General features: G+C 65.6%; 25 protein-coding genes. 16 read left to right on the forward strand and 9 right to left on the reverse strand.

What is annotated here, in order from left to right; all coding sequences use genetic code 11:
• The first annotated feature begins 30 nt into the window (after positions 1–30).
• Entirely contained in the window at positions 31–237 is a 207-nt protein-coding gene (locus AC13D8_RS14515; protein WP_482969407.1) for a YgaP family membrane protein, read from the forward strand.
• 120 nt (positions 238–357) lie between these two features.
• On the opposite strand, the gene cysE is transcribed toward AC13D8_RS14515, so the two are convergent.
• Positions 358–1191, reverse strand: a complete 834-nt coding sequence (cysE, locus tag AC13D8_RS14520; RefSeq protein WP_482969408.1) for a serine O-acetyltransferase — start codon at positions 1189–1191, stop codon at positions 358–360.
• A gap of 85 nt (positions 1192–1276) precedes the next feature.
• On the opposite strand from cysE, the gene AC13D8_RS14525 reads away from it, so the two are divergent.
• The 5 genes from AC13D8_RS14525 to gap (AC13D8_RS14545) all read left to right on the forward strand — a co-directional run bounded on the left by AC13D8_RS14525 (position 1277) and on the right by gap (AC13D8_RS14545) (position 4811).
• Complete coding sequence (locus AC13D8_RS14525) at positions 1277–1615, forward strand: TraR/DksA family transcriptional regulator (RefSeq protein WP_482969409.1); 339 nt, start codon at positions 1277–1279, stop codon at positions 1613–1615.
• A gap of 28 nt (positions 1616–1643) precedes the next feature.
• Positions 1644–2345 (forward strand): CbiX/SirB N-terminal domain-containing protein, encoded by a 702-nt coding sequence (locus AC13D8_RS14530; RefSeq protein ID WP_482969410.1) that lies wholly within the window; start codon positions 1644–1646, stop codon positions 2343–2345.
• 153 nt (positions 2346–2498) lie between these two features.
• Positions 2499–3500: a type I glyceraldehyde-3-phosphate dehydrogenase gene (gene gap / locus AC13D8_RS14535; RefSeq protein WP_104018986.1), complete on the forward strand. Its 1002-nt coding sequence runs from the start codon at positions 2499–2501 to the stop codon at positions 3498–3500.
• A gap of 70 nt (positions 3501–3570) precedes the next feature.
• A complete protein-coding gene (locus AC13D8_RS14540; protein WP_482969411.1) occupies positions 3571–3714 on the forward strand; it encodes a hypothetical protein in 144 nt (47 codons plus the stop codon).
• 92 nt (positions 3715–3806) lie between these two features.
• Positions 3807–4811, forward strand: coding sequence for a type I glyceraldehyde-3-phosphate dehydrogenase (gene gap / locus AC13D8_RS14545; RefSeq protein ID WP_482969412.1), 1005 nt, complete (start codon positions 3807–3809; stop codon positions 4809–4811).
• 13 nt (positions 4812–4824) lie between these two features.
• On the opposite strand, the gene coaD is transcribed toward gap (AC13D8_RS14545), so the two are convergent.
• The 3 genes from coaD to AC13D8_RS14560 form a co-directional block, all read right to left on the reverse strand.
• Positions 4825–5316, reverse strand: coding sequence for a pantetheine-phosphate adenylyltransferase (gene coaD / locus AC13D8_RS14550; protein WP_482969413.1), 492 nt, complete (start codon positions 5314–5316; stop codon positions 4825–4827).
• A gap of 64 nt (positions 5317–5380) precedes the next feature.
• A complete protein-coding gene (locus AC13D8_RS14555) occupies positions 5381–5815 on the reverse strand; it encodes a CBS domain-containing protein (protein ID WP_104018983.1) in 435 nt (144 codons plus the stop codon).
• A gap of 60 nt (positions 5816–5875) precedes the next feature.
• Positions 5876–6772, reverse strand: coding sequence for a LysR family transcriptional regulator (locus tag AC13D8_RS14560; protein ID WP_482969414.1), 897 nt, complete (start codon positions 6770–6772; stop codon positions 5876–5878).
• A 110-nt stretch (positions 6773–6882) separates the two neighbouring features.
• On the opposite strand from AC13D8_RS14560, the gene AC13D8_RS14565 reads away from it, so the two are divergent.
• From AC13D8_RS14565 to AC13D8_RS14595, 7 genes are all read left to right on the forward strand, one after another.
• Positions 6883–8382, forward strand: a complete 1500-nt coding sequence (locus tag AC13D8_RS14565) for a CoA-acylating methylmalonate-semialdehyde dehydrogenase (RefSeq protein WP_482969415.1) — start codon at positions 6883–6885, stop codon at positions 8380–8382.
• Positions 8383–8566: 184 nt separating this feature from the next.
• On the forward strand, positions 8567–9700 hold the full coding sequence (locus AC13D8_RS14570) for a carboxylate-amine ligase (protein WP_482969416.1): 1134 nt from the start codon (positions 8567–8569) through the stop codon (positions 9698–9700).
• A 116-nt stretch (positions 9701–9816) separates the two neighbouring features.
• Positions 9817–10371, forward strand: a complete 555-nt coding sequence (locus tag AC13D8_RS14575) for a L,D-transpeptidase (protein ID WP_129432877.1) — start codon at positions 9817–9819, stop codon at positions 10369–10371.
• Between the two features lie 150 nt (positions 10372–10521).
• Positions 10522–11664, forward strand: coding sequence for an acyl-CoA dehydrogenase family protein (locus tag AC13D8_RS14580; RefSeq protein ID WP_482969417.1), 1143 nt, complete (start codon positions 10522–10524; stop codon positions 11662–11664).
• Positions 11661–12713 carry an enoyl-CoA hydratase/isomerase family protein gene (locus tag AC13D8_RS14585; RefSeq protein WP_482969418.1) on the forward strand — a complete coding sequence of 351 codons (1053 nt, stop codon included), beginning with the start codon at positions 11661–11663 and terminating at the stop codon, positions 12711–12713. The genes AC13D8_RS14580 and AC13D8_RS14585 overlap by 4 nt, the downstream gene beginning before the upstream one ends.
• Positions 12710–13582 carry a 3-hydroxyisobutyrate dehydrogenase gene (gene mmsB / locus AC13D8_RS14590; protein ID WP_482969419.1) on the forward strand — a complete coding sequence of 291 codons (873 nt, stop codon included), beginning with the start codon at positions 12710–12712 and terminating at the stop codon, positions 13580–13582. The genes AC13D8_RS14585 and mmsB overlap by 4 nt, the downstream gene beginning before the upstream one ends.
• Positions 13582–14235 (forward strand): Crp/Fnr family transcriptional regulator, encoded by a 654-nt coding sequence (locus AC13D8_RS14595; protein WP_129432881.1) that lies wholly within the window; start codon positions 13582–13584, stop codon positions 14233–14235. The genes mmsB and AC13D8_RS14595 overlap by 1 nt, the downstream gene beginning before the upstream one ends.
• Positions 14236–14295: 60 nt before the next feature.
• On the opposite strand, the gene AC13D8_RS14600 is transcribed toward AC13D8_RS14595, so the two are convergent.
• The 3 genes from AC13D8_RS14600 to AC13D8_RS14610 all read right to left on the reverse strand — a co-directional run bounded on the left by AC13D8_RS14600 (position 14296) and on the right by AC13D8_RS14610 (position 17657).
• Positions 14296–14856 carry a fasciclin domain-containing protein gene (locus AC13D8_RS14600; RefSeq protein WP_482969420.1) on the reverse strand — a complete coding sequence of 187 codons (561 nt, stop codon included), beginning with the start codon at positions 14854–14856 and terminating at the stop codon, positions 14296–14298.
• A 246-nt stretch (positions 14857–15102) separates the two neighbouring features.
• On the reverse strand, positions 15103–16467 hold the full coding sequence (locus AC13D8_RS14605) for a cytochrome P450 (protein WP_482969421.1): 1365 nt from the start codon (positions 16465–16467) through the stop codon (positions 15103–15105).
• The gene (locus tag AC13D8_RS14610) at positions 16464–17657 is read right to left on the reverse strand and encodes a hypothetical protein (protein WP_482969422.1); all 1194 of its coding nucleotides are present in this window, start codon (positions 17655–17657) and stop codon (positions 16464–16466) included. Before AC13D8_RS14610 ends, AC13D8_RS14605 begins: the two co-directional genes overlap by 4 nt.
• A gap of 238 nt (positions 17658–17895) precedes the next feature.
• Here AC13D8_RS14610 and argE point away from each other — a divergent pair, with 238 nt between their 5' ends.
• On the forward strand, positions 17896–19059 hold the full coding sequence (gene argE / locus AC13D8_RS14615) for an acetylornithine deacetylase (RefSeq protein ID WP_482969423.1): 1164 nt from the start codon (positions 17896–17898) through the stop codon (positions 19057–19059).
• 169 nt (positions 19060–19228) lie between these two features.
• Here argE and ileS read toward each other — a convergent pair whose 3' ends face one another.
• Positions 19229–22144 (reverse strand): isoleucine--tRNA ligase, encoded by a 2916-nt coding sequence (gene ileS, locus AC13D8_RS14620; protein ID WP_482969424.1) that lies wholly within the window; start codon positions 22142–22144, stop codon positions 19229–19231.
• Between the two features lie 287 nt (positions 22145–22431).
• Between ileS and AC13D8_RS14625 the strand changes: the two genes are divergently transcribed.
• Positions 22432–23391: an IS5 family transposase gene (locus tag AC13D8_RS14625; protein WP_482969425.1), complete on the forward strand. Its 960-nt coding sequence runs from the start codon at positions 22432–22434 to the stop codon at positions 23389–23391.
• Between the two features lie 211 nt (positions 23392–23602).
• Here AC13D8_RS14625 and AC13D8_RS14630 read toward each other — a convergent pair whose 3' ends face one another.
• On the reverse strand, positions 23603–25000 hold the full coding sequence (locus AC13D8_RS14630; protein WP_482969426.1) for an aminotransferase family protein: 1398 nt from the start codon (positions 24998–25000) through the stop codon (positions 23603–23605).
• Between the two features lie 440 nt (positions 25001–25440).
• Between AC13D8_RS14630 and AC13D8_RS14635 the strand changes: the two genes are divergently transcribed.
• Positions 25441–26436, forward strand: coding sequence for a taurine ABC transporter substrate-binding protein (locus AC13D8_RS14635; protein WP_482969427.1), 996 nt, complete (start codon positions 25441–25443; stop codon positions 26434–26436).
• The last annotated feature ends 65 nt before the right edge of the window (positions 26437–26501 follow it).

Raw genomic sequence — 26501 nt, forward strand, 5'->3', positions numbered from 1 at the left:
TCGCGCGCCTCCAACCACGAAGGCGACACCATGCTCAAGAAAAATGTCGGAACGATCGACCGCGCGCTGCGCATCATCCTTGGCCTCGCGCTCCTGGCCGGGTTCTTTCTCAACAGCGGCGGGGCCTATAGCTGGCTCTACCTCATCGGAATCATTCCGCTGGCCACAGGGCTGATGTCGTCCTGCCCGCTCTACTCGATGTTCGGGATATCGACCTGCCCGATCGACCGAAAGTGACATGAACGTGCCATCCTCTGGCCTGGCCTGAGGGTGACGCGATACCCTCACTTCCGTCGGGGGTATCGTGCCCAATTTCGCAGCGCGTCCAAACGGACCCGAGCAAGACGCTCCGGGTGACTAGGACGCGTCAGCGTCTTCCTCCGAGCCGCGCACGCCCAGAAGCTGATCCATGCTCACCGACGGCTGGTCGCAGCCCGCCTCGCCGACAATTCGCGCGGGCACGCCCGCCACGGTCTTGCACGGCGGCACCTCTTGCAGGACGACCGAGCCTGCGGCGACGCGGCTGCAATCGCCGACCTTGATATTGCCCAGAACCTTGGCGCCCGCGCCGATCAGCACGCCGTTGCCGATCTTGGGGTGGCGGTCTTCTTCCTCCTTGCCGGTGCCACCGAGCGTCACCGAATGCAGCATCGACACGTTATCGCCCACCACCGCCGTCTCGCCGATGACGATCGAATGGGCGTGGTCGATCATGATGCCCTTGCCGATCCGTGCCGCGGGATGGATATCGACGCCGAAAACCTCCGAGCAGCGCATCTGAAAGAACCGCGCAAGATCGCGCCGCCCCTGCCCCCAGAGCCAATGCGCGATGCGGTAGGCCTGGATCGCCTGGAACCCCTTGAAGAACAGCAAGGGCAGCAGGAATCGGTCACAGGCCGGGTCGCGGTCGTTGACAGCCACGATATCGGCGCGCGCGGCGAGCCCGATCCGGTCATCGGCGCCCAGCGCCTTGTCGCAGATCTCGCGCAGTATCTGCTCGGGCATCTCGGCGGAGGCGAGCTTGAGCGAGATGCGATAGGCCAGCGCCGACTCAAAGCTGCCGTGATGCAGCACGCTGGAATGAATGAGGCCACCCATCAGCGGCTCGTCGGCGATGGCCGCCTCGGCCTCGCGGGCGATGCGCGCCCAGACGGGATCGAACTCGGCCAGTTTGGTCTTTGTATGCGCCACGGGACATGCTCCTCTGGATCGGTACGATCATAACAGATAGGCAGGGCAGGTAAAATGCAAAGGGCTGTTGCCGAGGATCACCGTTATGAATGACACCGAGCGCGCCCGCTTTCGCGCCCGCATCACCGCGCGGCTCGCCGAGATCGACGAGGAGGACGCGCGCGGACGCGAAGGGCAGGCCACGGTCACGCTCGACCAGCAGGCCATCGGGCGGCTGAGCCGTCAGGACGCATTGCAATCGCAGGCCATGGCGCGCGCCACCCATGCCCGCCGCGACGTCGAGCGGCGCCGCCTGCGCGCCGCGCTCGACCGGATCGACGAGGGCGAATTCGGCTATTGCGAGGACTGTGGCGAGGAGATCGCGCCAGCGCGGCTCGAACTTGACCCCGGCACAACGCGCTGTATTTCCTGTGCGGCGGGCTGAGCCGCCCACGTCACGGCAGGAGCAACGGATGACCGAGACCAGAAGCGCCCTGATTGTCAGCCACGGCCAGCCCTCCGAGCCGGATCCGGCGGAACGCGACCTCGCGCGCTTTGGCACCCGCGTGGCGCGCGCCCTGCCCGGCTGGCACGTGGGCACGGCCACGCTGGCCAAGCCCGGCGCACTCGACGCGGCCTTGGCAGTGGCGGGCCCGGCGCCGGTCGTCTATCCGATGTTCATGACCGAGGGCTGGTTCACCGGCGAGAACCTGCGCAACCGGCTCGGCAATGCACCGGGGGCGCGCGTGCTGCGCCCCTTAGGCGTTTCGCCGGACCTGCCCGGCCTCGCCGCCGACCTGATCGACGACCAGATCGCCCGCGCCGGGTGGAACCCCGGCGAGACGCGGCTGTTTCTCGCCGCGCACGGTTCTGGCCGCAGCCCCAATTCGGCCCGCGACACCCGCGCCTTTGCCGCGGCGCTCGCCCGCCACATCGCGCTGGCAGAGATCAGCGTGGGCTTTGTCGAGGAGCCGCCATACCTCGCCGATGCCGCCACCGGCATCGGCGAGCGGAGCCTGTGCCTGCCGTTCTTTGCCGCCGCCGGGGGGCATGTCACGGATGACATTCCCGAAGCGCTCGACAAGGCGGATTTTTCCGGGCTTCGGCTCGCACCCCTGGGCCTTGCCCCCGCGGTGCCTGATCTGGTGGCCCGTGCCATCGCGTCGGACCGTTAGCGCCACCGCATTGCGTTGGCGCCAACAGGCAGGAATTTGCGCTAACAGTTATCGCTAACATCCTGACTTGACGCTGAAAATTTCCGTTTTCCGGGTTTTCGGGACCGACGCCTGCGTTTATACCGCAGCCAAATCCCGGATCAGGAGAGCCCAATGACCATCACCGTCGGCATCAACGGCTTCGGCCGGATCGGCCGCGCCACTCTGGCGCATATTTCCGAAAGCCTGCGCAACGACATCAAGGTCGTGAAGGTAAACGCCACCGGCCCGCTGGAGACGGCCGCGCACCTGATGCGCTATGACAGCGTGCATGGCCGCTTTCCCCATCCGATCACGGTCGAGGGCAACACGATGGACCTCGGACGCGGCCCGATCGAGATGTTTTCCACCTACGACATGACCGCGCTCGACTGGGAAGGCGTGGACGTTGTGATGGAATGCACCGGCAAGTTCAACGACGGGCTGACCGCCAAGACCCATCTGGAGCGCGGCGCGCGCAAGGTGCTCTTGTCGGCACCGGGCAAGAACGTGGACCGTACCGTTGTCTACGGCGTCAATGACGGGCTGTTGCAGCCGGGCGAGCGGATGATCTCGAACGGCTCTTGCACCACCAACTGCCTCGCGCCGCTGGCCAAGGTGCTGCACGAGGGCATCGGCATCGAGAGCGGCATCATGACCACGATCCACGCCTATACCGGCGATCAGCCCACCCATGACCGCCGCCACAAGGACCTCTACCGCGCCCGTGCCGCAGCAATGTCGATGATCCCCACCTCCACCGGCGCGGCCAAGGCGCTGGGCGAGGTGTTGCCCGATCTCGCCGGGCGGCTCGACGGCTCGGCCATCCGGGTGCCAACGCCCAATGTGTCGGCGGTGGACCTGACCTTCGTGGCACAGAAGGACGTGACCGCAGCGGACGTGAACGCAGTGGTGGCTGAGGCCGCCGCGGGGCCGATGGCGGGTGTGCTCGGCTACGATCCCGAGCCCAAGGTCTCGGTCGATTTCAACCACACCGAGGAGAGCTCGATCTTCGCCCCCGACCAGACCAGGGTGACGGGCAAGCGCCTGGTCCGGGTTCTGGCGTGGTACGACAACGAATGGGGATTCTCGTGCCGCATGGCCGACGTGGCCGTGGCGATGGGGCGGTTGCAATAAGCCCGCGACGCTTGCGCGATTGCGTCCCGTCGGGCATACCCGGCGGGATCATTTCGCCAGGGACATCCCGATGACCAACCGCATCGCCATCGTGCTGGTTCTGCTGATCGTCGCGGCGGTTGCTTATGACGTGCAGCGCAACGACCACGCCGGCCTGCTGTTCCTGGCGCGCAAGTTGATCGACCTGATCGAATACCTTGCATTCTGGCGCTGACAGAGTTCGAATGACGCGCGCTTGACAGGAGTACGTTTTCGTTTATCTTCGCAAATGATTGTTAGCGCTATCAAGCATCCGGAGGAACGATCATGGCACTCAGACTGGCCATCAACGGCTTTGGCCGGATCGGGCGCAACGTGCTGCGCGCGTTGATGGAATCAGGGCACACGGATATCGAGATCGCGGCAATCAACGATCTCGGCCCGGTCGAGACCAATGCCCACCTGCTCGAATTCGACAGCGTGCACGGCCGCTTTCCCGGCCCCGTCACCGTCGCGGGCAACACGATCGACGCAGGAGGCGGCCCGATCCGCGTCAGCGCCGAGCGCGATCCCGAGTCACTCGATTGGTCCGATATCGATATCGTGCTGGAATGCACCGGCATCTTCACCGACCGAGACGCCGCCGCACGGCACCTGAAGAACGGCGCACGCCGCGTGCTCGTCTCCGCCCCCTCGAAAGGGGCGGACCGGACCGTGGTCTACGGCGTCAACCATGCCAGCCTGACGCCGGAGGATATCGTGGTCTCGAACGGTTCTTGCACCACCAACTGCCTCGCGCCGGTGGCAAAAGTGCTTCACGAGAGCCTCGGCATCAAACGCGGCTTCATGACAACGGTGCACAGCTATACCGGCGACCAGCCGACGCTCGACCGGATGCACAAGGATCTCTACCGCGCACGTGGCGCGGCGCTCAACATCATCCCGACAACCACGGGTGCTGCGCGCGCCGTGGGGCTGGTGCTGCCCGAACTCGACGGACGCCTCGATGGCACGGCGATCCGCGTGCCCACACCCAACGTGAGCGCGGTGGACCTGACGTTCGAAGCGGGACGCGACACGAGTGTCGACGAGATCAACGCCGCCATCGCCGAAGCAGCGCAAGGGGCGCTCAAGGGCGTGCTCGACGTGACGGGCCGTGAGCTGGTGTCGTCAGATTTCAACCACAACCCGATGAGCGCCATATTTGCCACCGATCAGACGCGGGTGATGGATGGCAATTTCTGCCGGGTGCTGGCGTGGTATGATAACGAGTGGGGCTTTTCCAACCGGATGCTCGACGTGGCCGCCGAGATGGGGCGGCGCGCGGGGTAAGTAACCGCCGCTCTCAGGCGAATTTTGCGATCAGCGCATCGCGCACCGGGGCCGTGACAAATTTTGACACGTCGCCGTTTAGCCGCGCGATCTCCTTGACGAGCTTGGATGCGATCGCCTGGTGGCTCGCGTCGGCCATCAGGAACACCGTCTCTACCGTATTGTCGAGCGTCCGGTTCATACCCACCATCTGGAACTCGTATTCGAAATCCGCCACCGCCCGCAAGCCGCGCACGATAAGCTGCGCGCCCACGTCATGGGCGCAGTCGATCAGCAGGTTGTCGAACGGATGGGCGACGATCTCGGTGCCGGTCTGCTCGGTGAGCTTGACGCATTCCGCCTCGATCATCGTGACGCGCTCCTCCAGCGAGAAGAGCGGGCCCTTGTCCCGGTTGATCGCCACCCCGATCACCAGGCGATCTACCAGCATGGCGGCGCGGCGGATGATGTCGATATGCCCCAGCGTGATCGGATCGAAGGTGCCGGGATAGAGGGCGATGCGCATCTGGCCGCTCCGTTGTTGCGGTGTCGCGGCACGCAACGATATTGCGCCGCCGAATGCAACCCCCTCAATAGCCCATTATCATCCCTTCAAGCGCCGTCTTTTCCAGCGACAATTCGTCGAGCCGCGCCTTGACCACGTCGCCAATTGTGACGATCCCCACGAGCTTGCCCTCTTCGACCACCGGCATGTGGCGGAAGCGGCCATCGGTCATCCGCGCGAGCACCGCGTCCGAGGTGTCCTGCCTGGCGCAGCAGACCGGGTTGCGCGTCATCATCTCGCTCACCGTCTCGGTCAGGCAGCTCGCGCCGCGCACCGCCAGTGCGCGAACGATGTCGCGCTCCGACAGGATGCCGTCGGCAGCCTCGCCATCGGCGGACACAACCAGCCCGCCGATCCGGCGCTCGGCCAGGATACTGGCGGCCTCCGCGATCGGCGTGTCGGGCGTGACGGTGATGACCCCGTCATCGCCCTTGGACTTGAGAATCTGCTGGACCAGCATCGCGACGCCCTCCAAAATGAAAATTGCGTGAACGAAGCGTGAGCCACAACAATATTCCTGTCAAGCCTGCGCCTCGAGCCGCGCCACCTCGGCGCGCATCCCCTCGACAAGCGCCGCGGCAAAGCGGTTTTGTCGTTCCAGCCGGCGGTCGTCGGCGTGGCGCACGAGGTAGAAGCTGCGGGTGAGCGTGAAGAGATCGGGCAGCACCCGCCGCGCACCGCGCAGCCAGGGCAGAGAGAAATCGTGCAGCACGCCGATCCCGCCGCCTCTCGCGACGAGGTTAAGCTGCACCGAGACCGAGTTGGAGGCCAAATCGACCCGGTTGATCCCCGCCTCGCTGAGGTAATCGAGCTCGCGATCAAAGATCATGTCGGGGATGTAGCCCACGATCCGATGCGCGCGCAGATCCTCGAGCCGCGCGATCGCCGAGTGTCGGCGCAGGTAGCGCGCGGTCGCCGCGAGGTGCAGGTGGTAATCGGTGACCTTCTGCACCGAGAGCCGTCCAGCCGTGGGCGGGCTCACCGCGATCACCATGTCGGCCTCGCGCCGGGTGAGGTTGAACACCCGCGGCAGCGCGACGATCTGGATTTCGAGGTCCGGGTTTTCGGCGGCGATCTCGGTACAAACCTGCGGCAGCACGAAATTGGCGCAGCCATCGGGCGCGCCGATCCGAATTTGCCCGGCAAGCCCCCCCGCCTGCCCGGCCACGTCATGGGCGGCGGCCTCCATCGCCTGCTCGGCGCGGATCGCGTGCTCCATGAGCCGCGCCCCCGCCTCGCTCAGTGCGTAGCCGGTGGGCGACTTGGCAAAGAGCGGGGCGCCGAGCGCCTCCTCGAGCCGCGCCACCCGCCGCCCCACGGTGGCCGGATCGATCCGCAGCACGCGCCCCGCCCCCGACAGGCTCTCGGCGCGCGCCACCGCCAGAAAAATGCGCATGTCGTCCCAATGCGGCGTCACGGGCGCGTCTCCTTTGCAATAATGCAAATCGGTATTGGAAACTTGCCCCTTTTACGGTGAGTTTTGCAAGGCTACCTTGATGCCAACGCGCATTTCAGGAGGAGATGACGATGAAAGAGCTTACCCACTACATCAACGGTCAGCATGTGAAGGGCGCCTCGGGGCGCTTCTCGGACGTGTTCAACCCAGCCACCGGCGAAGTGCAGGCCCGTTGCCCACTCGCCAGTCCCGAAGAGATGGCGCAGGCCGTGGCCGCCGCGCAGGCCGCACAGCCCAAATGGGCCGCCACCAACCCGCAGCGACGCGCGCGGGTGATGATGGAATTCGTGCGGCTGCTCAACCGCGACATGGACAAGCTCGCCGAAGTGCTGAGCGCCGAGCATGGCAAGACCTTCCCCGACGCCAAGGGCGACGTGCAACGCGGGCTCGAAGTGGTGGAATACTGCATCGGTGCGCCGCAGATGCTCAAGGGCGAGTTCACCGACAGCGCCGGTCCCGGCATCGACATGTATTCCATGCGCCAACCCCTTGGAGTTACAGCAGGAATAACGCCGTTCAACTTTCCGGCGATGATCCCGATGTGGATGTTCGCGCCCGCATTGGCCTGCGGCAATGCCTTCATCCTCAAGCCCAGCGAGCGCGACCCCTCGGTGCCCTTGATGCTGGCGGAACTGATGGAGGAGGCGGGGCTGCCCAAGGGGCTCTTGCAGGTCGTGAACGGCGACAAGGTGGCGGTGGACGCGATCATCGAAGACCCGGTGATCCAGTCCATCGGCTTCGTCGGGTCGACCCCGATCGCCGAGTATATCTATGGCCGCGGCTGCTCGAATGGCAAGCGTGTTCAATGCTTTGGCGGGGCCAAGAACCACATGATCGTCATGCCAGATGCCGATATGGACCAAGCCGCCGACGCGCTCATTGGCGCGGGCTATGGCGCGGCCGGCGAGCGCTGCATGGCGATTTCGGTGGCCGTGCCGGTGGGTGACGAGACTGCCGACCGGCTGATCGAAAAGCTGGTACCGCGCATTGAAAAACTCAAGGTCGGACCCTGGACCGCGGGCAACGACGTGGATTACGGCCCCGTCGTGACGGCGGAGGCCAAGGCCCGCATCCTCGGGCTGGTCGAGAGCGGAATTTCTCAAGGAGCTCAATTGGTTGTCGATGGGCGGGACTTCAAGTTGCAGGGGTATGAGGACGGGTTCTTCGTGGGGCCGCACCTGTTTGACCGGGTGACGCCGGAGATGGACATCTACCGGCAGGAGATTTTCGGGCCCGTGCTGACCACTGTGCGCGCGGGCAGCTACGAGGAGGCCCTGAAGCTGGCGATGGACCACGAATACGGCAACGGCACCGCGATCTTTACCCGCGACGGCGATGCCGCCCGCGATTTTGCCAATAGAATCAACATCGGAATGGTGGGTATCAACGTGCCGATCCCGGTGCCGCTGGCCTACCACACATTCGGTGGATGGAAGAAATCGGGCTTTGGCGATCTCAATCAGCACGGGCCTGACGCGTTCAAGTTCTACACCCGCACCAAGACCGTCACGTCGCGGTGGCCGTCGGGGATCAAGGATGGCGGCGAGTTCAACTTCAAGGCGATGGACTGAGACAGGCCGCCCGAACCTGTAGGTTCAGGCGGTGAACCGGGAGGTTCGGCGGGGGGCACCGTGACGGTGCCCCCACCCCCCGGGGTGTTTCCACGACGAAGAAACGCGGCGCCCAATGCTTTTCCCTTGGCAGCGCCCCTTCCGCCGGTGTTTTCTGGCGGGGAGGGGACTGGGGAGGCAGGGCATGGCGATCACGCATCCGGATTTCACCATCGGCGTCGAGGAAGAATACCTGCTCGTCGATCTCGACAGTCTCGCGCTGGCCAACGCGCCCGAGGGGTTGATGGAGGCGTGCAAGAGCGAGCTGGAGGACCAGGTCAGCCCCGAATTCCTCAATTGCCAGATCGAGATCGGCAGCCGGGTGTGCAAGACCATCGCCGAGGCGCGCGAAGACCTGAAGCGCCTGCGCAGCACCGTGGCGCACCATGCCCGCGCCCACAACCTCGCCCCTATCGCCGCATCGTGCCATCCATTGGCCGACTGGCGCAGCCAGACCCATACCGACAAGCAGCGCTATAACGACTTGCAGCACGATCTGGCGGGGGTGGTGCGGCGGATGCTGATATGCGGAATGCATGTGCATGTGGGCATCGAGCCGCCCGACCGGCGCATCGATCTGATGAACCAGATGAGCTATTTCCTGCCACACTTCTTGGCGCTGAGCGCGTCCTCGCCTTATTGGCAGGGGCAGGATACCGGGCTGGCGAGCTATCGCCTGACCGTGTTCGACAACCTGCCGCGCACCGGGCTGCCGCCGCGGATGGAGAGCTTTGGCAGCTTCGAGCGGTCGGTGCAGGTGCTGGTGGATATGGGGGTGATCGAGGATGCGTCGAAAATCTGGTGGGATTTGCGCCCCTCGTCGCGCTTTCCCACCCTGGAATCGCGCATCTGCGACGTGCAGCCCCGGCTGGAGGATACGCTCACCCTTGCCGCGCTCACGCAGGCGATCGCGCGGATGCTGTGGCGGCTGGCCATTCGCAACCAGCGCTGGCGCATCTACGACGCCTTCCTGGTGAGCGAGAACCGCTGGCGCGCGCAGCGCTATGGCACCACCGAGGGGCTGATCGACCTTGGGCGCGGCGAGATCGTGCCGATGGAGGAGCTGGCAGCAGAGATGATTGAGCTGGTGGCCGAGGATGCCGAGTTCTTCTCGTCGCTGCCGGAGGTGACGCGGCTGCGCGACATGGTGGCGGGCGGCACCAGCGCCGAGCGCCAGCGTGCCGTGGCCTGCGCGGCGCGCGAGGGGGGCGCGGACGAGAAGGAGGCGTTGCGCGCGGTGGTCCGCCACCTGATCGAGGAATACCACGCCGACCTGTGAGCCAGCGTCGATGACAATCCTGTGAGCGGATCGGCGGAAAATGCCGCCGCCTCTTCGGATTTGCGGTTATCTTACCTATATAGCGCGCATATCCCCGACATAGAGGACCGAGCAAAGTGACGCCGAAATTCACCCGCCGCACCGCCATCACCACCGGCCTCGCCGCGCTGGCCACGCCCGGCCTGCTGCGCGCCGAAACATTGGTGAACCGCCGCAACGTCTCGGCCTTTGTCAAACGCGACTGGCGCGATCATTTCGACAGTCTCGGCCAGGGCTGCCTGCTCGCCGATATCGACAGCCGTGCGGTGCATTACTGGGGACCGGATAACGAGACCTATGCGCTCTACCCCTCCTCGGTGCCGATGACCGAGGATCTGACGCGGCGCGGCTATACACGGATCGTGCGCAAACGTGTCGGCCCCGACTGGACACCCACCCAATCCATGCGCGAGCGCGACCCCACGCTGCCCGCCTACATGCCGCCCGGCCCGGGCAACCCGCTGGGCACCCATGCGCTCTATCTCGACTGGCCCGCCTACCTGGTGCACGGCACCCATGACACCCGCAAGATCGGGAGACAGTCCTCCTCGGGCTGCATCGGCCTCTACAACCGGCATATCGAAGAGCTTTTCAGCATGGCGCAGGTCGGCACACAGGTGCTCTTGCTGTGACCGCGCGGCCCTTGCAAACTATCAGCGCCCCGGGTTACCCCTCGGGGCGTTTTCTATTGTCACATCAGGTTCGGAGGCGTTGCGCCTTGCAACAGTTCTGCAATAGTTGTTAATTAAACAACCGTTCATTTCAGCGAACAGGAGCCGGTGATGGATTTCGCCCTCACAGAGGAACAGACCGCCATATTCGACATGGCCCACGCCTTCGGGCAGGACCGGATCGCGCCCCACGCCCGCGACTGGGAGCGCGAGGGCACCATTCCCAAGGAGCTGTGGCCCGAGATCGCGGCGCTCGGCTTCGGTGGGCTCTACGTGAGCGAGGACTCGGGGGGATCGGGGCTGGGCCGGCTGGATGCGACGCTGGTGTTCGAAGCGCTGAGCATGGCCTGCCCCTCGGTCGCCGCGTTCCTGTCGATCCACAACATGTGCGCCAAGATGATCGACAAGTTCGGATCGGACGAGATCAAGGCGCGGGTTCTGCCCCGCGCCATGACGATGGAGACGGTGCTCTCGTACTGCCTGACGGAACCGGGATCGGGCTCGGATGCCGCGGCATTGAAGACCCGCGCGGAGCGGACGAACGAGGGGTATGCACTCAACGGCACCAAGGCGTTCATCTCGGGGGGCGGATATTCGGACGCCTACGTGGTGATGGTGCGCACTGGCGGCGACGGTCCCAAGGGTATCTCGACCGTCTATGTCGAGGACGGCACGCCGGGCCTCAGCTATGGCGGACTGGAAGACAAGATGGGCTGGCGCAGCCAGCCAACGCGGCAGGTGCAGTTTGACAACTGCAACATTTCCGCCGCGAACCTGGTGGGTGAAGAGGGTAAAGGTTTCAGTTACGCGATGAATGGGCTGGATGGCGGGCGGCTCAACATCGCCGCCTGTTCGCTGGGCGCGGCACAGCAGGCGATCGATATGACGCTGGGCTACATGGCCGAGCGCAAGGCGTTCGGCAAGCCGATCAGCGAGTTCCAGGCGCTGCAATTCCGGCTGGCCGACATGGAGATCGAATTGCAGGCCGCGCGCACATTCCTGCGGCAGGCGGCGTGGAAGCTCGACACCGGCGCGCCCGATGCGACGAAGTTCTGCGCGATGGCCAAGAAGTTCGTCACCGAGGCGGGCAGCCGCATCGTCAACCAGTGCCTGCAACTGCATGGCGGTTATGGCTACCTGGCCGATTACGGGATCGAGAAGCTGGTGCGCGACCTGCGCGTGCACGAGATCCTGGAGGGCACCAACGAGATCATGCGCCTGATCGTGGCGCGGGAGATGCTGGCGGACCAATGAGCGACGATATCCATATCCGCAAGGAAGGGCGCGCGGGGCGGATCACGCTGACCCGGCCGAAGGCGCTCAACGCGCTGAGCTATGATATGTGCACGGCGATCGAGGCGGCGCTTGACGGCTGGCGCGACGACCCGGAGGTGGCGCTGGTGCTGATCGACGCGGAGGGCGACAAGGCATTTTGCGCGGGCGGCGACATTCAACAGCTCTATGACACGGGCCGCGCCGGGGATTTCGCCTATGGGCGGCGATTCTGGGCCGATGAATACCGACTGAATGCCAAGATCGCGCGCTATCCGAAACCCTACGTGGCGCTGATGCAGGGATTTGTCATGGGCGGCGGTGTGGGGATTTCGTGCCACGGGTCGCACCGGGTGGTCTGCGACAGCACGCAGGTGGCCATGCCGGAATGTGGCATTGGGCTGGTGCCGGATGTGGGCGGCTCTCTGCTGCTGGCACGGGCGCCGGGGCGCTCGGGCGAATACCTCGGGGTGACCGGCACGCGAATGGGACCGGATGACGCGATATATTGCGGTTTTGCCGATAGTTATATCCCGAAGTTGAAGTGGGACGAGATGTGCGCCGCGCTCGTCGAGAGCGGCGATCCGGGCGTGATCGACGGGGTTGCCGAGACCCCGCCGGAGGGCGATTTGCGGGCGCAGCAAGGCGAGATCGACGCGCATTTCGGCGGCGAGGGGCTGCATGACATCCTCAATTCCCTGCGCGCAAGCGACAGCGATTTCGCGAGCGGCGCGCTGAAGGCGATAGGGCGCGGCTCGCCGCTGTCTATGGCCTGCGCGGTCGAGATGATCCACCGGCTGCGCGGGCCGGGCGCGGATATCGGGCGCGCGCTGGGCCTGGAATACCGGTTCACCTACCGGGCGATGGAAACGGGCGATTTCCTGGAAGGGATTCGCGCCGCGATTATCGACAGGGACCGGAACCCGCAATGGAAACACGGGCTTGACGCCCTGCCGGGCTATGCGGCGTCGCAGATGTTGATGCCGCTGGGGCCGGATGCGCTGATACTGGAGGAGGAGGCAGAGACATGAAGATCGGATTTATCGGGCTGGGAAACATGGGGGCGCCGATGGCGGCGAACCTGGCAAAGGCCGGGCACGCGGTGACGGGCTTTGACATGGCCGAGGTCAGCGTCGAGGGCGTGGAGATGGCCGCAAGCGCGGCAGAGGCGGCGCGGGGGGCGGAGGTGGTGATCACCATGCTGCCCAATGGCGACATCCTGCGCCGCGTGGCAGGCGAGGTGATCCCGGCGATGGACAAGGGCGCGGTGCTGCTCGACTGCTCGACCGTGGATGTCGCGAGCGCGCGCGACGTGGCCGAGAAGGCGCAGGCGGCGGGGCTGTCGGCGCTCGATGCGCCGGTGTCTGGTGGTGTCGGCGGCGCGGCGGGCGGCACGCTCACCTTCATGGTTGGGGGTGACGAGACGGGCTTTAACATCGCCCGTGAACTATTTGATATAATGGGTCAAAAGGCGGTTCATTGTGGCCCTTCTGGCAATGGGCAGGCGGCCAAGATATGCAACAACATGATCCTCGGCGCCACCATGATCGCCACCTGTGAGGCGTTTGCCCTGGCCGACAAGCTGGGCCTCGACCGGCAGGCGATGTTCGACGTGGTCTCGACCTCGTCCGGTTCCTCGTGGTCGATGAACACCTATTGCCCGGCGCCGGGCATCGGCCCCAAGTCGCCCGCCGACAATGACTATACCCCCGGCTTTGCCGCCGACCTGATGCTCAAGGACCTGCGGTTGTCGCAGCAGGCGGCCGAGGCGGTGGATGCCGACACGCCGATGGGCCGCGCGGCCTGTGATCTTTACGCACGGTTCGTCGAGGACGAGGACGGCAAGGGTCGCGATTTCTCGGCCATGCTGCCCCGGTTCGAGAAGCGCGGACGCGGTTGATGGGCTGGCGCGCGCGGGCGACGGGGCTGCCGCCGCTCGGCGCGGCGGCAGCGGCGGCCCTCGACGCGCTCTCCCCTATGGAGGTGCCCGAGGGCACGGTGCTGTTTCGCCCGGGCGAGACGGTCAAGGGTTTCGTCATCGTGCTCCGGGGGCGGGTCGAGGTCTATCTCACCGGGCTGTCGGGGCGCGAGATCCTGCTCTACGAGGTGACCCCGGGGCAAAGCTGCGTGCAGTCCACGCTGGGCCTGATGGGCGGCGAGGATTATTCCGGCGAGGCGGTGGCGCGCACGCCCGCCGAGATCGTGCTGGTGCCGCGCGAGACGTTTCTGCGGCTGATGGACGACGATCCGGGCTTTCGCGGCTTTGTCTTTGCCGCCTTTGCCGAACGGCTGCAATCCATGATGCACCTGCTGGACCGGGTGGCGTTTCAACGGATCGAGACGCGGCTGGCGCAATGCCTGCTGGCGCGGGCCGAGGAGGGGCGGCTGCGGGCCACGCATGCCGAGATCGCGGTAATGATCGGATCGGCGCGCGAGGTGGTTTCGCGCCGCCTTGACGCGCTGGCGCGGCGGGGGATCGTGGCGCTGGAGCGGGGCACCGTTCGCATTCTCGACGCCGGGACGCTGGCCGAGCTGGCCGAAGCGGAGCAATGAAGCGGGGCGGCGCGCTGCGCCGCCCCGCCGGGGTAACGACCCATACTCGAACCGCACCTCTTACGGCTTGGGCGGCAGGATCACCCTGTCGACCACGTGGATCACGCCGTTCGATTGCTTCACGTCGGCGATGGTGACGTTGATGGTGCGCCCGCGCTCGTCCTCGAGCATGATCTTGTCGCCCGAGTAGGTCGCCTGAAGCTCGCAGCCGCCGAGCGTGGGCACGATGTGCATGCCGCCGTCATCGTCGATCATGCCCTTGATCGCATTGGCCATCGCGTCGGCACCGACCACGTGACAGGTGAGGATCTGCGTGAGCTGTTTCTTGGCCTCCGGTTCCAGCAGCGCCTCGACCGCGCCGTCGCGCAGCATCCCGAAGGCGTCATCGGTGGGTGCGAAGACGGTGAAGGGCCCCTCGCCCGAGAGCGTCTCGACGAGACCGGCGGCCTTGACGGCGGCGACGAGGGTCTCGTGATCGGCGGAGTTCACCGCGTTCTCGATGATGTTCTTGTCGGCGTACATCGGCGCGCCGCCGACCATCGGGTTATCCATCCCGGCCAGCGCCACGGTTGCCGTGAATGCAAGCGCGCCGGTGGCGGCAAAAATCCTGGTGCGTGTCATGTCGTGTCTCCTCGGTTGGTTGCCATGCCCCCGACCTTCTTGGCCGGAGGTCACGGGGAGGCACGCAGCGGGCAGGCCAAGAGTTTCAGATTTTTTTCGCAGGACGTTCAAGGCGGTGCTGCGCCGGGGGAAGCGGGGCTGAACAGGGGCCTTCAGGGCTTCGCTCCCATGCGTGGAATCGAGACGTGCTCGCGTCTCTTTCGACCCCTGCGCCCCACGTTGGTCGCCGGATCACAGGCCCGGGAATCACCGGCGCGGCGTCATCCGCAGCCATATCCCGTCGCGCCCGCGCACCGTCAGATGCGCGACCGGCATGGCGGGGCGCCCCTCTACCGGCGCGAACCGGAAGGCGCGCACCAGCATCGCCAGCAGAAGCGGCCCCTCGATCATGGCAAACCCGGCCCCGGTGCAGACACGGCTGCCGGCGGAAAAGGGGATATAGGCCCGGCGCAGGCAGTCGCGTCCGTTCGCGGCAGCAAAACGCGCGGGGTCGAATTCGTCGGGCCGCTCCCACAGCCGCTCGTGGCGGTGGAGGTGCCACGGGCTCAGCACCACCTGCGCGCCGGGGGGCACATCGCGGCCGCGAAACCGCTCGGGGCAGGTCGCCTCGCGCACCATCATCGGCACCGGCGGGTAGAGGCGCAGCGTCTCGCGGAACACGTCGCGCGCCACCCGCAGCCGCCCCATGTCGGCAAACTCCGGCGCGCGGTCGCCCATCACCTCTGCCGCCTCGGCGGCCACCTTGTCCTGCCATTCTGGATAAAGCGCCAGCAGGTAGAGCGCCCAGGCGAGCGCCGAGGCGCTGGTCTCGTGTCCGGCGAGGAAGAAGATCGCCACCTGATCGACCATTTCCGCGGTGGTAAACCGCTCTCCGGTCTCGGGGTCGGCGGTCGTCATGATCTTGGTGGCGAGGTCGTCCGGCGCGGTCCCTGCCGTGATCTCGTCCATCCGCGCCGCCGTCAGCCGCTCGATCAAGCCCCTGATCCGCCGCGCCGTGGCCCGCGTCTCGCGCCGGTGAAAGCGCGGGATCCAGTGCGGCAGCGGGATGAAGGCAGCGAGGTTGAGCACCGGTTGCGTGCGCTGATGCGCCTTGAATTCCTCGAAGACCCGCGCCGCCGTCGCGTTCTCGATCGGGATGGAAAACAGCGTGCGGAATATCACGTCCGCCGCCGCGTGACTGGTCTGCGCCTCGACCTCCACCGGGCTGCCATCCGCCAGCCCTGTCAGCCGCGCCACCGCCCCCTGCCCCGCGTCCACCATCGCCGGGAACGTGTCGCGCAGCCGCCCACCCTCGAAGGCGGGGTCGATAATGCGCCGCTGCCGCTTCCATGTCTCGCCGTTGGTGACAAAGACCGACTGCCCCAGGAGCGGGCGCAGCCCCTCGCTCACCCGGCCGGATTTGGGGAAATCGCCGGGCCTCTCGCGCAGCACCAGATCGACGAGTGCGGGCTCGTTGCACAGGTACGAGCGAAAGAACGGCGTGCGAAATTCGGCCATCCACGCCCGGTAGAGCCGCGCGGGCTGCGCCGAGAGGATATCGGCGCGAAACAGCCGCAGGTAGCGCCAGAGCGATACGCGGTCCGACCGTGCGGGTGGCTTGGGCGGGATCATGGCGCCACGCTCCGATAGCCGGACGTGGCCCGTTCGATCCGCGCGGGAGAGGGCGCGCGCCCGGCGAATCGCGCGGCCAGCGTCTGCGGCCCGGCGGTGATCGCGAAGTAATCGTAATCGCCGGGGCGGTCGAAGGCACAGAGATACTGGAAATGCAGCCGGAAGAAGCGCCAGCGAAGGCTGCGCCAGCGCGCCGGGCTGAGCGTCTGCGTGAACGCCGCCGAGATGACCAGCGGCCAGCGCTTTCCCTCTGGTGCCACGCCGCTCACCGCCACCGGGTCGCAAAGCGCGAATGCACAGCCATCCCCCGGCGCCGTCACGTCGAGCCAGAACAGCTCGTCTCGCGTGCTCAGATAGGCGAGGTCAGCGCGCAGCCGCCATGCCCGCGGCAGGAAGGACACCATCGGCACCACCTGTCCGAGGCTCAGCAACGACAGCGCCGGGCCGGTCGCGGGCACGCGGCCTTCGCGGATCAGGTCGGCCAGCACCGACACCGCCAGATGCGCGCCCGAGGAATGGCCCACCACCAGCACCTCGTCGCACCCACCCTTCAGGGCCTGTGCGATCGCGTCGCCGAATTCCGCCATCCGGGTTTCCAGCTCTGGCGGGTTTGCCCCGAGCCACCGCGCCGACCAGGCGTAGTCATGCATCAGGTAATAGGCGAAGAACCGGCCATCCAGGCGCCGGAACGTTTCCAGCACCACCGGCACCGCCACCAGCCCGCCCCACGCGGCCCAGGGGTGCAGGACCGCCAGCACGCGCCCCAGAAGCCACGCGGCGAGGAGTGCCAGTGCAAGCTGCGCGAGCAGGAACCCCACGGGGTAGAGCGCCGCGATGACCGGCCCCTTGCGCAGCCGCATCAGCCGCCAGAGCGCCCCGGTGCCGATGTAGATGGCCGCCGTGCGGATGAGTTGCAGATAGGTGCCGGCCTTGCCCTGGTCCATGCTGTTCTTGACGATGTCGGACCAGACCAGCACCTCGATCCCGGCCTCGGTCCGGGCCCCCTCGATCCGCGCGTCGACGCCCCAGCCGAACCGGTCCTTGCCGATGGCGGGCCGCAGCGCGATCTCGTGGCCCGAAACCTGCGCCTGCGCCGCCGCCTGCTTGCGATAAAGCTCTCGGTAGCGGCGTGGCGGGATCGGGTCGTAGCCGGGGATGTAGAAGACATGGCGGCGGCGCACGGCGGTCATGGCTTGCCCCCGCGCGCCGTCCCTGCCCCCAGTCTCGCACGTAACCGCATCCATTCGCGTCCCTGCCTCACCGCCCCACCCTAGCGCCGAAATCCGGCAAGCTTAAGGCCCGCGCGCGGCATGCGCGCCACAGCCGCACCCGATCGTCGTTTTCTTCCCCCATGACAGGGGCTTGACGCCGGGCGAAGAGGCTCTCACTCTGGCACGGTTTGCATCACAGACCAGCACCGAGGCCCCCTTGAGCACCCAGCTTGCCGATACCGTCGCCCTCCTGCGCGAGCTTGTCGCCTTTCCGACCATCTCGGAGGTGAGCAATCTCGACATGATCGCCTATCTCGGCCACCGGCTGGAATCGTGCGGGGCGCGCGTCGATATCTTTCACGACGAGATCGGTCACAAGGCCAACCTCTTTGCCACGTTCGGCCCCGACACCGATGGCGGCATCGTGCTGTCGGGCCATTCCGACGTGGTGCCGGTGGCCGAACAGGACTGGGCCTCGGACCCGTTTGACCTGATCGAGCATGACGGGCGGCTCTACGGGCGCGGCACCTGCGACATGAAGGGCTTCATCGCCACCGCCGTCTCGATGGCCCCGTTGCTCGCGAAGCGTGCCCTCTCGCGGCCGCTCCACCTCGCGTTTACCTATGACGAGGAGGTGGGCTGTCTTGGCGGGCAGGCGCTGATCGAGAGCCTGAGCGCCCGCGGCATCCGCCCCGGTGTCGCCATCATCGGCGAACCCACCTCGATGCGGGTGATCGAGGGGCACAAGGGCTGCTACGAATACACCACCCGGTTCTACGGGCAGGCCGGGCACGGCTCGGCGCCCGAACGGGGGGTGAACGCGGTGGAATACGCGGTGCGCTACGTCAACCGCCTGCTGGAACTGGCCGAGGCGCTGCGCGCCCGCGCCCCCGAGGGCAGCCGTTTCGATCCGCCCTGGAGCACGATCAACACCGGCTCGATCAAGGGCGGCGTGGCGCATAACGTGATCGCCTCGAACGCGGCGGTGGAATGGGAAATGCGCCCCGTGCGGCGCGCGGATGCCGACTTCGTCAAGGACGACCTGCGGCGCTATTGCGAGGAGATGCTGCTGCCACGGATGCGGGCGATCTTTCCCGATGCCAACATCACCACCGAGACGATCGGCGAGGTGGACGGGCTCGAACCCGCCGAGATCAACGAGGCGCGCGACATCGTGATGGAGCTGACCGGTGCCGACGGACCCGAACTCGTCCCCTTCGGGACCGAGGCGGGGCTGTTCCAGAACTACGGCACCTCGGCGGTGGTGTGCGGGCCAGGATCAATCGAGCAGGCGCACAAGCCCGACGAGTTCATCTCTCTCGACCAGTTGCAGCACTGCATCGACATGCTCTGGCGCCTGGGCGACAAGCTCGACGCCTGACAGCCCGTGCGCCGCAGCCGCGCCGTGGCGCGACTGCGGGATTAACCGGCCTCGTTCCTCGCGCCCTAGAGCGTGTCGCGTTCATTCGCATTCACGCGACACGCTCCAACTCGTTGATTCCGCATGTTCAAGGAGCTCAAAACCGGTTTCCACTTTTGAGCAACATGCTCTAGCCCAGCGCCTCGGAACAGCGCTTGCAGGTGCCGGGATGGGCATGGCGGCCCACGTCGGGCAGGATCTTCCAGCAGCGTTGGCATTTCTCGCCGCCCGCGCGCTCGAACACCACGCCGATATCGTCGACCTCGGGCATGCGGAACGCCTCTGCCGGGCGCGGATCGGCGGTCAGCACGATATCCGAGGTGATGCAGATATCGGCGAAATTCACCGATTTCAGCGCCTTGAGCGTCTCGGCATCGCGCACATGCACCACCGGCGCGGCCTCGAGGCTGGCGCCGATCACCTTGTCGGCGCGCTGCACCTCCAGCGCCGCCGTCACCACCCGGCGCGCGCGCCGCACATTGGCCCATTTCGCCGCCAGCGGCTCGTTCAGCCAGTCGGCGGGCGTGTCGGGCATGTCGTGCAGGTGCACGCTGTCGCCCTCGCCGGGGAATCGCGACAGCCACACGTCCTCCATCGTGAACACCATCACCGGCGCGAGCCAGGTGGTCAGCCGGTGGAACAGCAGGTCCATCACCGTGCGCGCCGCGCGGCGGCGCGCGGTGTCGCCGTCGCAATAGAGCACGTCCTTGCGGATGTCGAAGTAGAAGGCGCTCAGATCGAGGGTGCAGAAGTTGAATACCTGCTGGAAAACCCCTTGGAAATCATAGGCATCATAGCCTTTCTTCACCTTGTGATCCAGCTCTGCCAGCCGGTGCAGCATCCAGCGCTCCAGCTCTGGCATCTCCGAGGGCTCCACCCGGTCTGCCTCGGTGAAATGGCTCAGGGCGCCGAGCATGAAGCGCATCGTGTTGCGCAAGCGGCGATAGCTGTCGGCCACGCCCTTGAGGATTTCCGGCCCGATCCGCAGGTCGGCGGTATAATCCGCCTGCGCCACCCACAGCCGCAGGATATCCGCGCCGTATTGCTTCGTCACGTCCTCGGGCGCCACGGTATTGCCGAGCGATTTGGACATCTTGTTGCCCTTCTCGTCCAGCGTGAAGCCGTGGGTCAGCACGCCGCGATAGGGCGCGTGGCCGATGGTGCCGCAGGCCTGCAACATCGAGGAATGGAACCAGCCGCGATGCTGATCGGTGCCTTCGAGGTAGAGATCGGCCATGCCGTCCTCTGACCCGTCCTCGCGGTCGCGCAGCACGAAGGCGTGGGTGGAGCCGCTGTCGAACCAGACGTCGAGGATGTCGTCGACCTGTTCCCAGGCCGCCGGATCGACGATGCCATTGAGGAACCGCTCCTTGGCCCCGTCCTTGTACCACGCATCCGCGCCCTCGGCCTCGAAGGCGTCGAGGATGCGGGCGTTCACTTCCTCGTTTCGCAAAAGGTATTCCGGATCAGTTGGTTGCGCGCCTTTCTTCACGAAACAGGTGAGCGGCACGCCCCAGGCGCGTTGGCGAGAAAGCACCCAGTCGGGCCGCGCCTCGATCATCGAATAGAGGCGGTTGCGGCCGGTTTTCGGCGTCCATGTCACCAGCTCGTCGATCGAGCGCAGCGCGCGCTCGCGGATGGTGGTGCCATACTCGTCCTGCCCGTCGCCCACGGGCCGGTCGATGGCGGCGAACCATTGCGGCGTGTTGCGGTAGATCACGGGCGCCTTGGAGCGCCAGGAATGCGGGTAGCTGTGCTTGATCTTGCCGCGCGCGAGCAGGCCACCGACGGAGGCGAGCTTGTCGATCACGGCCTTGTTGGCGTTGCCCTCTTTCCCTTTGCGGTCAAGGATATGGGTGCCGCCGAAGAAGGGCAGATCGGGGCGGAAGGAGCCGTCATCGAGCACGTTATAGGTGATCACCTGATCGAGCATGCCGAGGCCGCGATAGAGCTCGTATTCCTCCATCCCGTGGGAGGGCGCGCAATGGACGAAGCCGGTGCCCTCCTCGTCGGTGACGAAATCGGCGGCGCGGAAATCGCGGGGGGCATCCCACTCGCCGTTTGATCCTTCGGCATTGGCGAGGGGGTGGGATAGCTTGAGGTGGCTCAGCTCATCGGCATCGACACTGCGCACCCTGTGGTACATGCCTTCCTCCAGCCGCGCCCGCGTCATGACATCCCCGGCAAGCTTGTCCGCGAGGATGAAGCGGTCGCCCACATTGGCCCAGCACTCGCCGGGCGTGCCGGTCACTTCGTAGAGCCCGTAAGCGATATCCTCACCATAGACGACGGCCTTGTTGGACGGGATCGTCCAGGGCGTGGTGGTCCAGATAACGACATGCGCGCCTTGCAAGTCGCCTTCGGTGGCAACCCGGAACTTCACCCAAACCGTAAAGCTCTCCTTGTCGTGATACTCCACCTCCGCCTCGGCGAGCGCGGTTTTCTCGATGGGCGACCACATCACCGGCTTGGAGCCCTGGTAGAGCACGCCCGACATCAGGAATTTCTGGAATTCCTCCGCGATGATCCGTTCGGCGCGGAAATCCATCGTCAGGTACGGCTTGTCCCACTTACCGGTGATGCCGAGCCGCTTGAACTCATCGCGCTGCACGTCGATCCAGCCTTCGGCGAACTTGCGGCATTCCTGCCGGAAATCGACGGTATCGACCTTGTCCTTGTCCAAACCTCGCGCGCGGTACTGCTCCTCGATCTTCCACTCGATGGGCAGGCCGTGGCAGTCCCAGCCGGGGATGTAGCGCGCGTCGCGGCCCATCATCTGCTGCGAGCGCACCACCATGTCCTTGAGGATCTTGTTGAGCGCGTGGCCGATATGCAGGTGCCCGTTGGCGTAGGGGGGGCCGTCGTGCAGGGTAAAGGGCTGACGGCCCTCGGCGCGTTCGCGCAGGCGGTCATAGATGCCGATCTCTTCCCACCGGGCGAGCCATTCGGGCTCGCGCTTGGGCAGGCCCGCGCGCATCGGGAAATCGGTTTGCGGCAGGTTCAGCGTGGCTTTGTAATCGGGGTAATCGGGCGTGTCAGAACACATGGGTGACGTCCTTTGTCACTGGGTGTTGGAATTCTGCGGGTGGGGGGCGGCGCGATGGCTCGAACGCCTGTGATCCCGGCGGCTCGTCAGGGTCAGAGCGCCGGGCATGTAATTCGAATGACGATCGCTGCGCATGTCATCATGGCCCGCCTTATAGGCGCGCACCCGGCAAGCGTCCAGAGGCGCGGCCCTCGCTTTCTTGAAAAGAAAGCGTGACGAAATCCTTTCGGAGACCTCAGCGAAACTCTTGGGATTCCCTGAGATGGTTTGGTGGGGTATGTTTTGTCATGAGACAGAGTTTTTCGACCCAGCCCGCCTTGTTTGCTCCGCAGGAGTTGTTCGACCACCCGGCGCTTTGTGCCCTGGATGGGGTGGAGGTGCTGATTGACTGGGACCGCATTGCGGCGCTTTTGCCTGCGGGAGAAGAGAAGGTTCAGACCGGGCGGCCGGGATATCCGGCGCTCACGCTGTTCCGGGCGCTGCTGCTGGGGCTTTGGTATGATCTGTCGGACGTGAAGCTCTCGGCTCAGCTGGCCCGGGACCTTCTGTTTCGCAAGTTCTGCCGCCTGGAGCTGGATGCGGGCGTGCCGGAGGCCTCGACGCTGGGGCGGTTCCGGGCGCGGCTGGGGGACCGTTTGGACGGCATTCTTGCGGAACTCGTCGCCATGCTGGAGGAGGCCCGGGTGATCCTCGCGGAGGGCCGGGTGGCCATCGTTGACGCAACCGTGGTCGAGGCGGCCCGCAGCAGGCTCTCGACGCAGGACCCGGAGGCGGGCTCTGCGGTGAAAGTCACCGTGAAGGGCCGCAGGCAGGCGGTCTGGGGCTGGCAGGCCTTTGTCAATGCCGACGAGGACGGGTTCGTGCGGCGCGTGACCGTGAGCCCCGGGAACCGGGCCGAAGTGGACAGCCTGTGCGATCTGATGGTCGGCGACGAGACCGCCCTCTATGCGGACAGCGCCTATATCGGGCCGCGAACCCGGGCGCTTCTGGCGCATCACGGGATGTGCGATCGGGTTCAGAAGCACGGGGTCCGCAGGCGCAAGCTGACGCCACAGGAGCGTGCCCGGAACGTTGAAATCGGCGTCACACGCGGGCGGGTGGAGGCGATTTTTGGCCACTGGAAGCGGCACTGGGGCCTGCGCCGAACCCGGTTCCTCGGGGGTGCCAAAATGCAAGCCCTGACCCGTCTTGCGGCCATTGGCTGGAACCTGTGGAAAGGTGCCGGGTTCAAAGCGAGATACGGCTGATAACCCGGCTCCCTCACCAATCTCACCTGCCAGTCAAGGCCACCACCGAAGCCTAACAACCGGCCCAAAACCATCCCGGGGGAAACAAATCCCACCTCACCCCTCAAACGAGGCGTTTCGCTGAGGTCTCTTAAAAGTTTCCGGTCCGGAATTTTTTGAAAATTCCGGCTCCGTCTCGCCCCGAAACCTGTGTTTCGGGGCGATTTGGGTTTTATCCGAACACGCGGGTCAGCGCCGCGTCGGTGGCCGTGATGATCTGGTCGATGTCATCCTTGGTGGCGATGAGCGCAGGCGAATAGCACAGCGTGTTGTTGAAGCCTGGCAACGAGCGGTTGGTCGCGCCAATCACCACGCCACCCGCCATGCAGTCGGCGACCACGGCCTGCACCTGTTTCTCGGGCGCCGGCTCCTTGGTCGCACGATCCGCCACCAGTTCCGCGCCGAGAAACAGCCCCTTGCCGCGCACATCGCCGATCACCGCGTGCTTGTCCTGAAGTGCGCGCAGCTGGTCGAGCATGTAGTCGCCCATTGCATTGGTGTTCTCCAGCAGGCCCTCTTCCTCGATGATCGCCATGTTCTCGAGCGCCGCGGCAGGCCCCGCCGTGCAGCCGCCGAAGGTGGAGATATCGCGGAAATAGTTCATCGGGTCGGTGGCGTCGTCCTGAAAGAGATCAAAGACCCGCTCATTGGTCACGCAACAGGCGATGGCAGCGTAGCCGGAGGCCACCCCCTTGGCCATGGTCACGAAATCGGGCTCGACCCCGTAATGCTGATAGCCGAACCATGTGCCGGTGCGTCCAACGCCGCACACCACCTCGTCGATATGCAGAAGGATGTCGTATTTGCGGCAAATCTCCTGCACGCGGGGCCAGTACCCCTCGGGCGGCACTATGACACCGCCGCCCGCCGTCACCGGCTCGAGGCAGAGCGCGCCCACGGTATCGGGGCCTTCGCGCAGGATCACCTCCTCGATCGCGTTGGCGGCAGCCTCGCCATAGGCTTCGCCCGCCAGATCCCATTGCGCGCGGTACTCGAGGCAATGCGGCACCCGCACGAAACCGGGTGTGTAGGGGCCGTATTGCGCGTTGCGCTCGTCCTGACCGCCCGCCGACAGGCAGGCAATGGTGGTGCCATGATAGTCGCGGTCGCGGTAGAGGATCTTGTGCTTCTTGCCACCATACCGCTTGTGCGCGATCTGACGAACCATCTTAAACGCCTTCTCGTTCGCCTCAGAGCCCGAGTTGGTGTAGTAGACCCGGCTCATCCCCGGCATTTTCGAGATCAGCTTTTCCGAGAACATCGCGCCGGGGATTGACCCGGCGGAGCCTGCAAAATAGGGCAGTTGAATGAGTTGATCCCGCACCGCATTGGCAATCCGCTCGCGCCCATAGCCCACGTTGACCGTCCAGACCCCGCCCGAGACCGCATCGATATGCTCGCGGCCCTTCTGGTCCCAGACGCGCATGCCGCGCCCCTCAACGATGATGCGCGGATCGGCCTTTGGATCGGAGCCGGTCCACGGTGCGTGCTGGATCAGGTGATGCCAGACATGGGCGCGATCGGCCTCGACCACGTGGCTGATATCGTTGTCGCGAAGTTTTCCATCCATGTCGTCACTCCTTCATCAATCGCGCACAGTCACACGCCGGATGCGGGGCTGGGCATCAGCGGTCTATCTCAAGACCCGATGTCGCCTCAATCGCAAGCGTTCGAATAGGTCCAAAAATAGGCATTCGATATGTCCAAAATATCCGGCGGCAAATCAATATTCGCGCCAAAATGCTGAAAAACAGCCCAAATTTCCGCACGACACCACCGTGCGCCCCTCTATCCACCTAATCGAAAATCTCTTTTCCAACTTACTGAAATCTCCGTAGGCTCGGGAATATGGCGTTGATCGCCGAACAGCTATCGGGTTGACTTTGCGCTGCGGCGACCACGTCAGCCGCGACCGACGCCTGAACGACAAGCGGCACAGACCGCGAAGACCAACTGGCAGACAAGCGGGGACAAGCCCCGCACAACATGACCAACGGGAGATAGATAGACATGACACTCAGGGCGAAACTCCTCTCCGCCGTGACCGGCGCTACGCTGCTTGGCGGCGCGGCCGGGGCACAGGAACTCAATGTGGCGTATTTCCTCGAATGGCCGATGCCGTTCCAGTATGCCAAGGAAACCGGCATGTACGAAGAAGCACTCGGCACGAAGGTCAACTGGCGCGCCTTCGACACCGGCACCGCGATGAGCGCGGCGATGGCCTCGGGTGATATCCACCTGTCGGTGAGCCAGGGAGTGCCGCCCTTTGTGGTCGCGGTCAGCGCCGGGCAGGATCTGCAGATCGTGGACGTGGCGGTGAGCTATTCCGACAACGATAACTGCGTCGTGGCAGAGGCGCTGGAGATCGACAAGGATAGCGCCAAAGAGCTTGAAGGCAAGAAGGCCGCCGTGCCGCTCGGCACCGCCGCGCATTACGGCTTCCTCAAGCAGATGAACCATTTCGGCGTCGATATCTCGACCATGGACGTGGTCAACATGGCGCCGCCGGAGGGCGCGGCGGCGATCGCGCAGGGTGCGGTTGACCTGTTCTGCGGGTGGGGCGGCTCGCTGCGCCGCGCCAAGGAGCACGGCAACGTGCTGCTGACCGGTCAGGAGAAGGAAGACCTCGGGATTCTCGTCTTCGACGTGACCTCTGGCCCGGCCGATTTCGTCGTCGAGAATTCCGACATCGTGGCCAAGTTCCTCGCCGTGACCGCCGAAGCCAACGCCATGTGGGCCGACCCCGCCAATCGCGACGAGATGCTGCCGGTGATAGCCAAGGACAGCGGCATGGATCTCGACTCGACTGCGGCCACCATTGACACCTTTGTCTTCCCACCCGTGGACGAGCAACTCTCTGCAAAATGGCTCGGCGGCGGCGCGCAGGATTTCATGAAGGGCGTGGCCGACGTGTTCGTCGAGGCGGGCAGCATCGACGGGGCTCTCGATACCTACGAGAACAACGTCAATATTGGCCCGCTTCAGCAGGCGGCCGGCGGCTCCTGATCCGCCTTCTCCCCGCACGGGCCGGCGCATTTCGCGCCCGGCCCGCGCACCCGGATTTCACTATT

It is taken from the genome of Roseovarius sp. B-10 (assembly GCF_056859295.1).

Bases quoted from the DNA above. Each gene is read 5' to 3' on its own strand.
- mmsB (WP_482969419.1), top strand. From the start codon at position 12,710: ATGAAGATCGGATTTATCGGGCTGGGAAACATGGGGGCGCCGATGGCG.
- gap (WP_482969412.1), top strand. From the start codon at position 3,807: ATGGCACTCAGACTGGCCATCAACGGCTTTGGCCGGATCGGGCGCAAC.
- AC13D8_RS14595 (WP_129432881.1), top strand. From the start codon at position 13,582: ATGGGCTGGCGCGCGCGGGCGACGGGGCTGCCGCCGCTCGGCGCGGCG.
- coaD (WP_482969413.1), bottom strand. From the start codon at position 5,316: ATGCGCATCGCCCTCTATCCCGGCACCTTCGATCCGATCACGCTGGGG.
- AC13D8_RS14610 (WP_482969422.1), bottom strand. From the start codon at position 17,657: ATGACCGCCGTGCGCCGCCGCCATGTCTTCTACATCCCCGGCTACGAC.
- AC13D8_RS14600 (WP_482969420.1), bottom strand. From the start codon at position 14,856: ATGACACGCACCAGGATTTTTGCCGCCACCGGCGCGCTTGCATTCACG.
- AC13D8_RS14570 (WP_482969416.1), top strand. From the start codon at position 8,567: ATGGCGATCACGCATCCGGATTTCACCATCGGCGTCGAGGAAGAATAC.
- AC13D8_RS14585 (WP_482969418.1), top strand. From the start codon at position 11,661: ATGAGCGACGATATCCATATCCGCAAGGAAGGGCGCGCGGGGCGGATC.
- gap (WP_104018986.1), top strand. From the start codon at position 2,499: ATGACCATCACCGTCGGCATCAACGGCTTCGGCCGGATCGGCCGCGCC.
- AC13D8_RS14530 (WP_482969410.1), top strand. From the start codon at position 1,644: ATGACCGAGACCAGAAGCGCCCTGATTGTCAGCCACGGCCAGCCCTCC.
- ileS (WP_482969424.1), bottom strand. From the start codon at position 22,144: ATGTGTTCTGACACGCCCGATTACCCCGATTACAAAGCCACGCTGAAC.
- AC13D8_RS14565 (WP_482969415.1), top strand. From the start codon at position 6,883: ATGAAAGAGCTTACCCACTACATCAACGGTCAGCATGTGAAGGGCGCC.
- AC13D8_RS14605 (WP_482969421.1), bottom strand. From the start codon at position 16,467: ATGATCCCGCCCAAGCCACCCGCACGGTCGGACCGCGTATCGCTCTGG.
- AC13D8_RS14625 (WP_482969425.1), top strand. From the start codon at position 22,432: ATGAGACAGAGTTTTTCGACCCAGCCCGCCTTGTTTGCTCCGCAGGAG.
- AC13D8_RS14540 (WP_482969411.1), top strand. From the start codon at position 3,571: ATGACCAACCGCATCGCCATCGTGCTGGTTCTGCTGATCGTCGCGGCG.
- AC13D8_RS14525 (WP_482969409.1), top strand. From the start codon at position 1,277: ATGAATGACACCGAGCGCGCCCGCTTTCGCGCCCGCATCACCGCGCGG.
- AC13D8_RS14515 (WP_482969407.1), top strand. From the start codon at position 31: ATGCTCAAGAAAAATGTCGGAACGATCGACCGCGCGCTGCGCATCATC.
- AC13D8_RS14630 (WP_482969426.1), bottom strand. From the start codon at position 25,000: ATGGATGGAAAACTTCGCGACAACGATATCAGCCACGTGGTCGAGGCC.
- AC13D8_RS14555 (WP_104018983.1), bottom strand. From the start codon at position 5,815: ATGCTGGTCCAGCAGATTCTCAAGTCCAAGGGCGATGACGGGGTCATC.
- AC13D8_RS14580 (WP_482969417.1), top strand. From the start codon at position 10,522: ATGGATTTCGCCCTCACAGAGGAACAGACCGCCATATTCGACATGGCC.
- AC13D8_RS14635 (WP_482969427.1), top strand. From the start codon at position 25,441: ATGACACTCAGGGCGAAACTCCTCTCCGCCGTGACCGGCGCTACGCTG.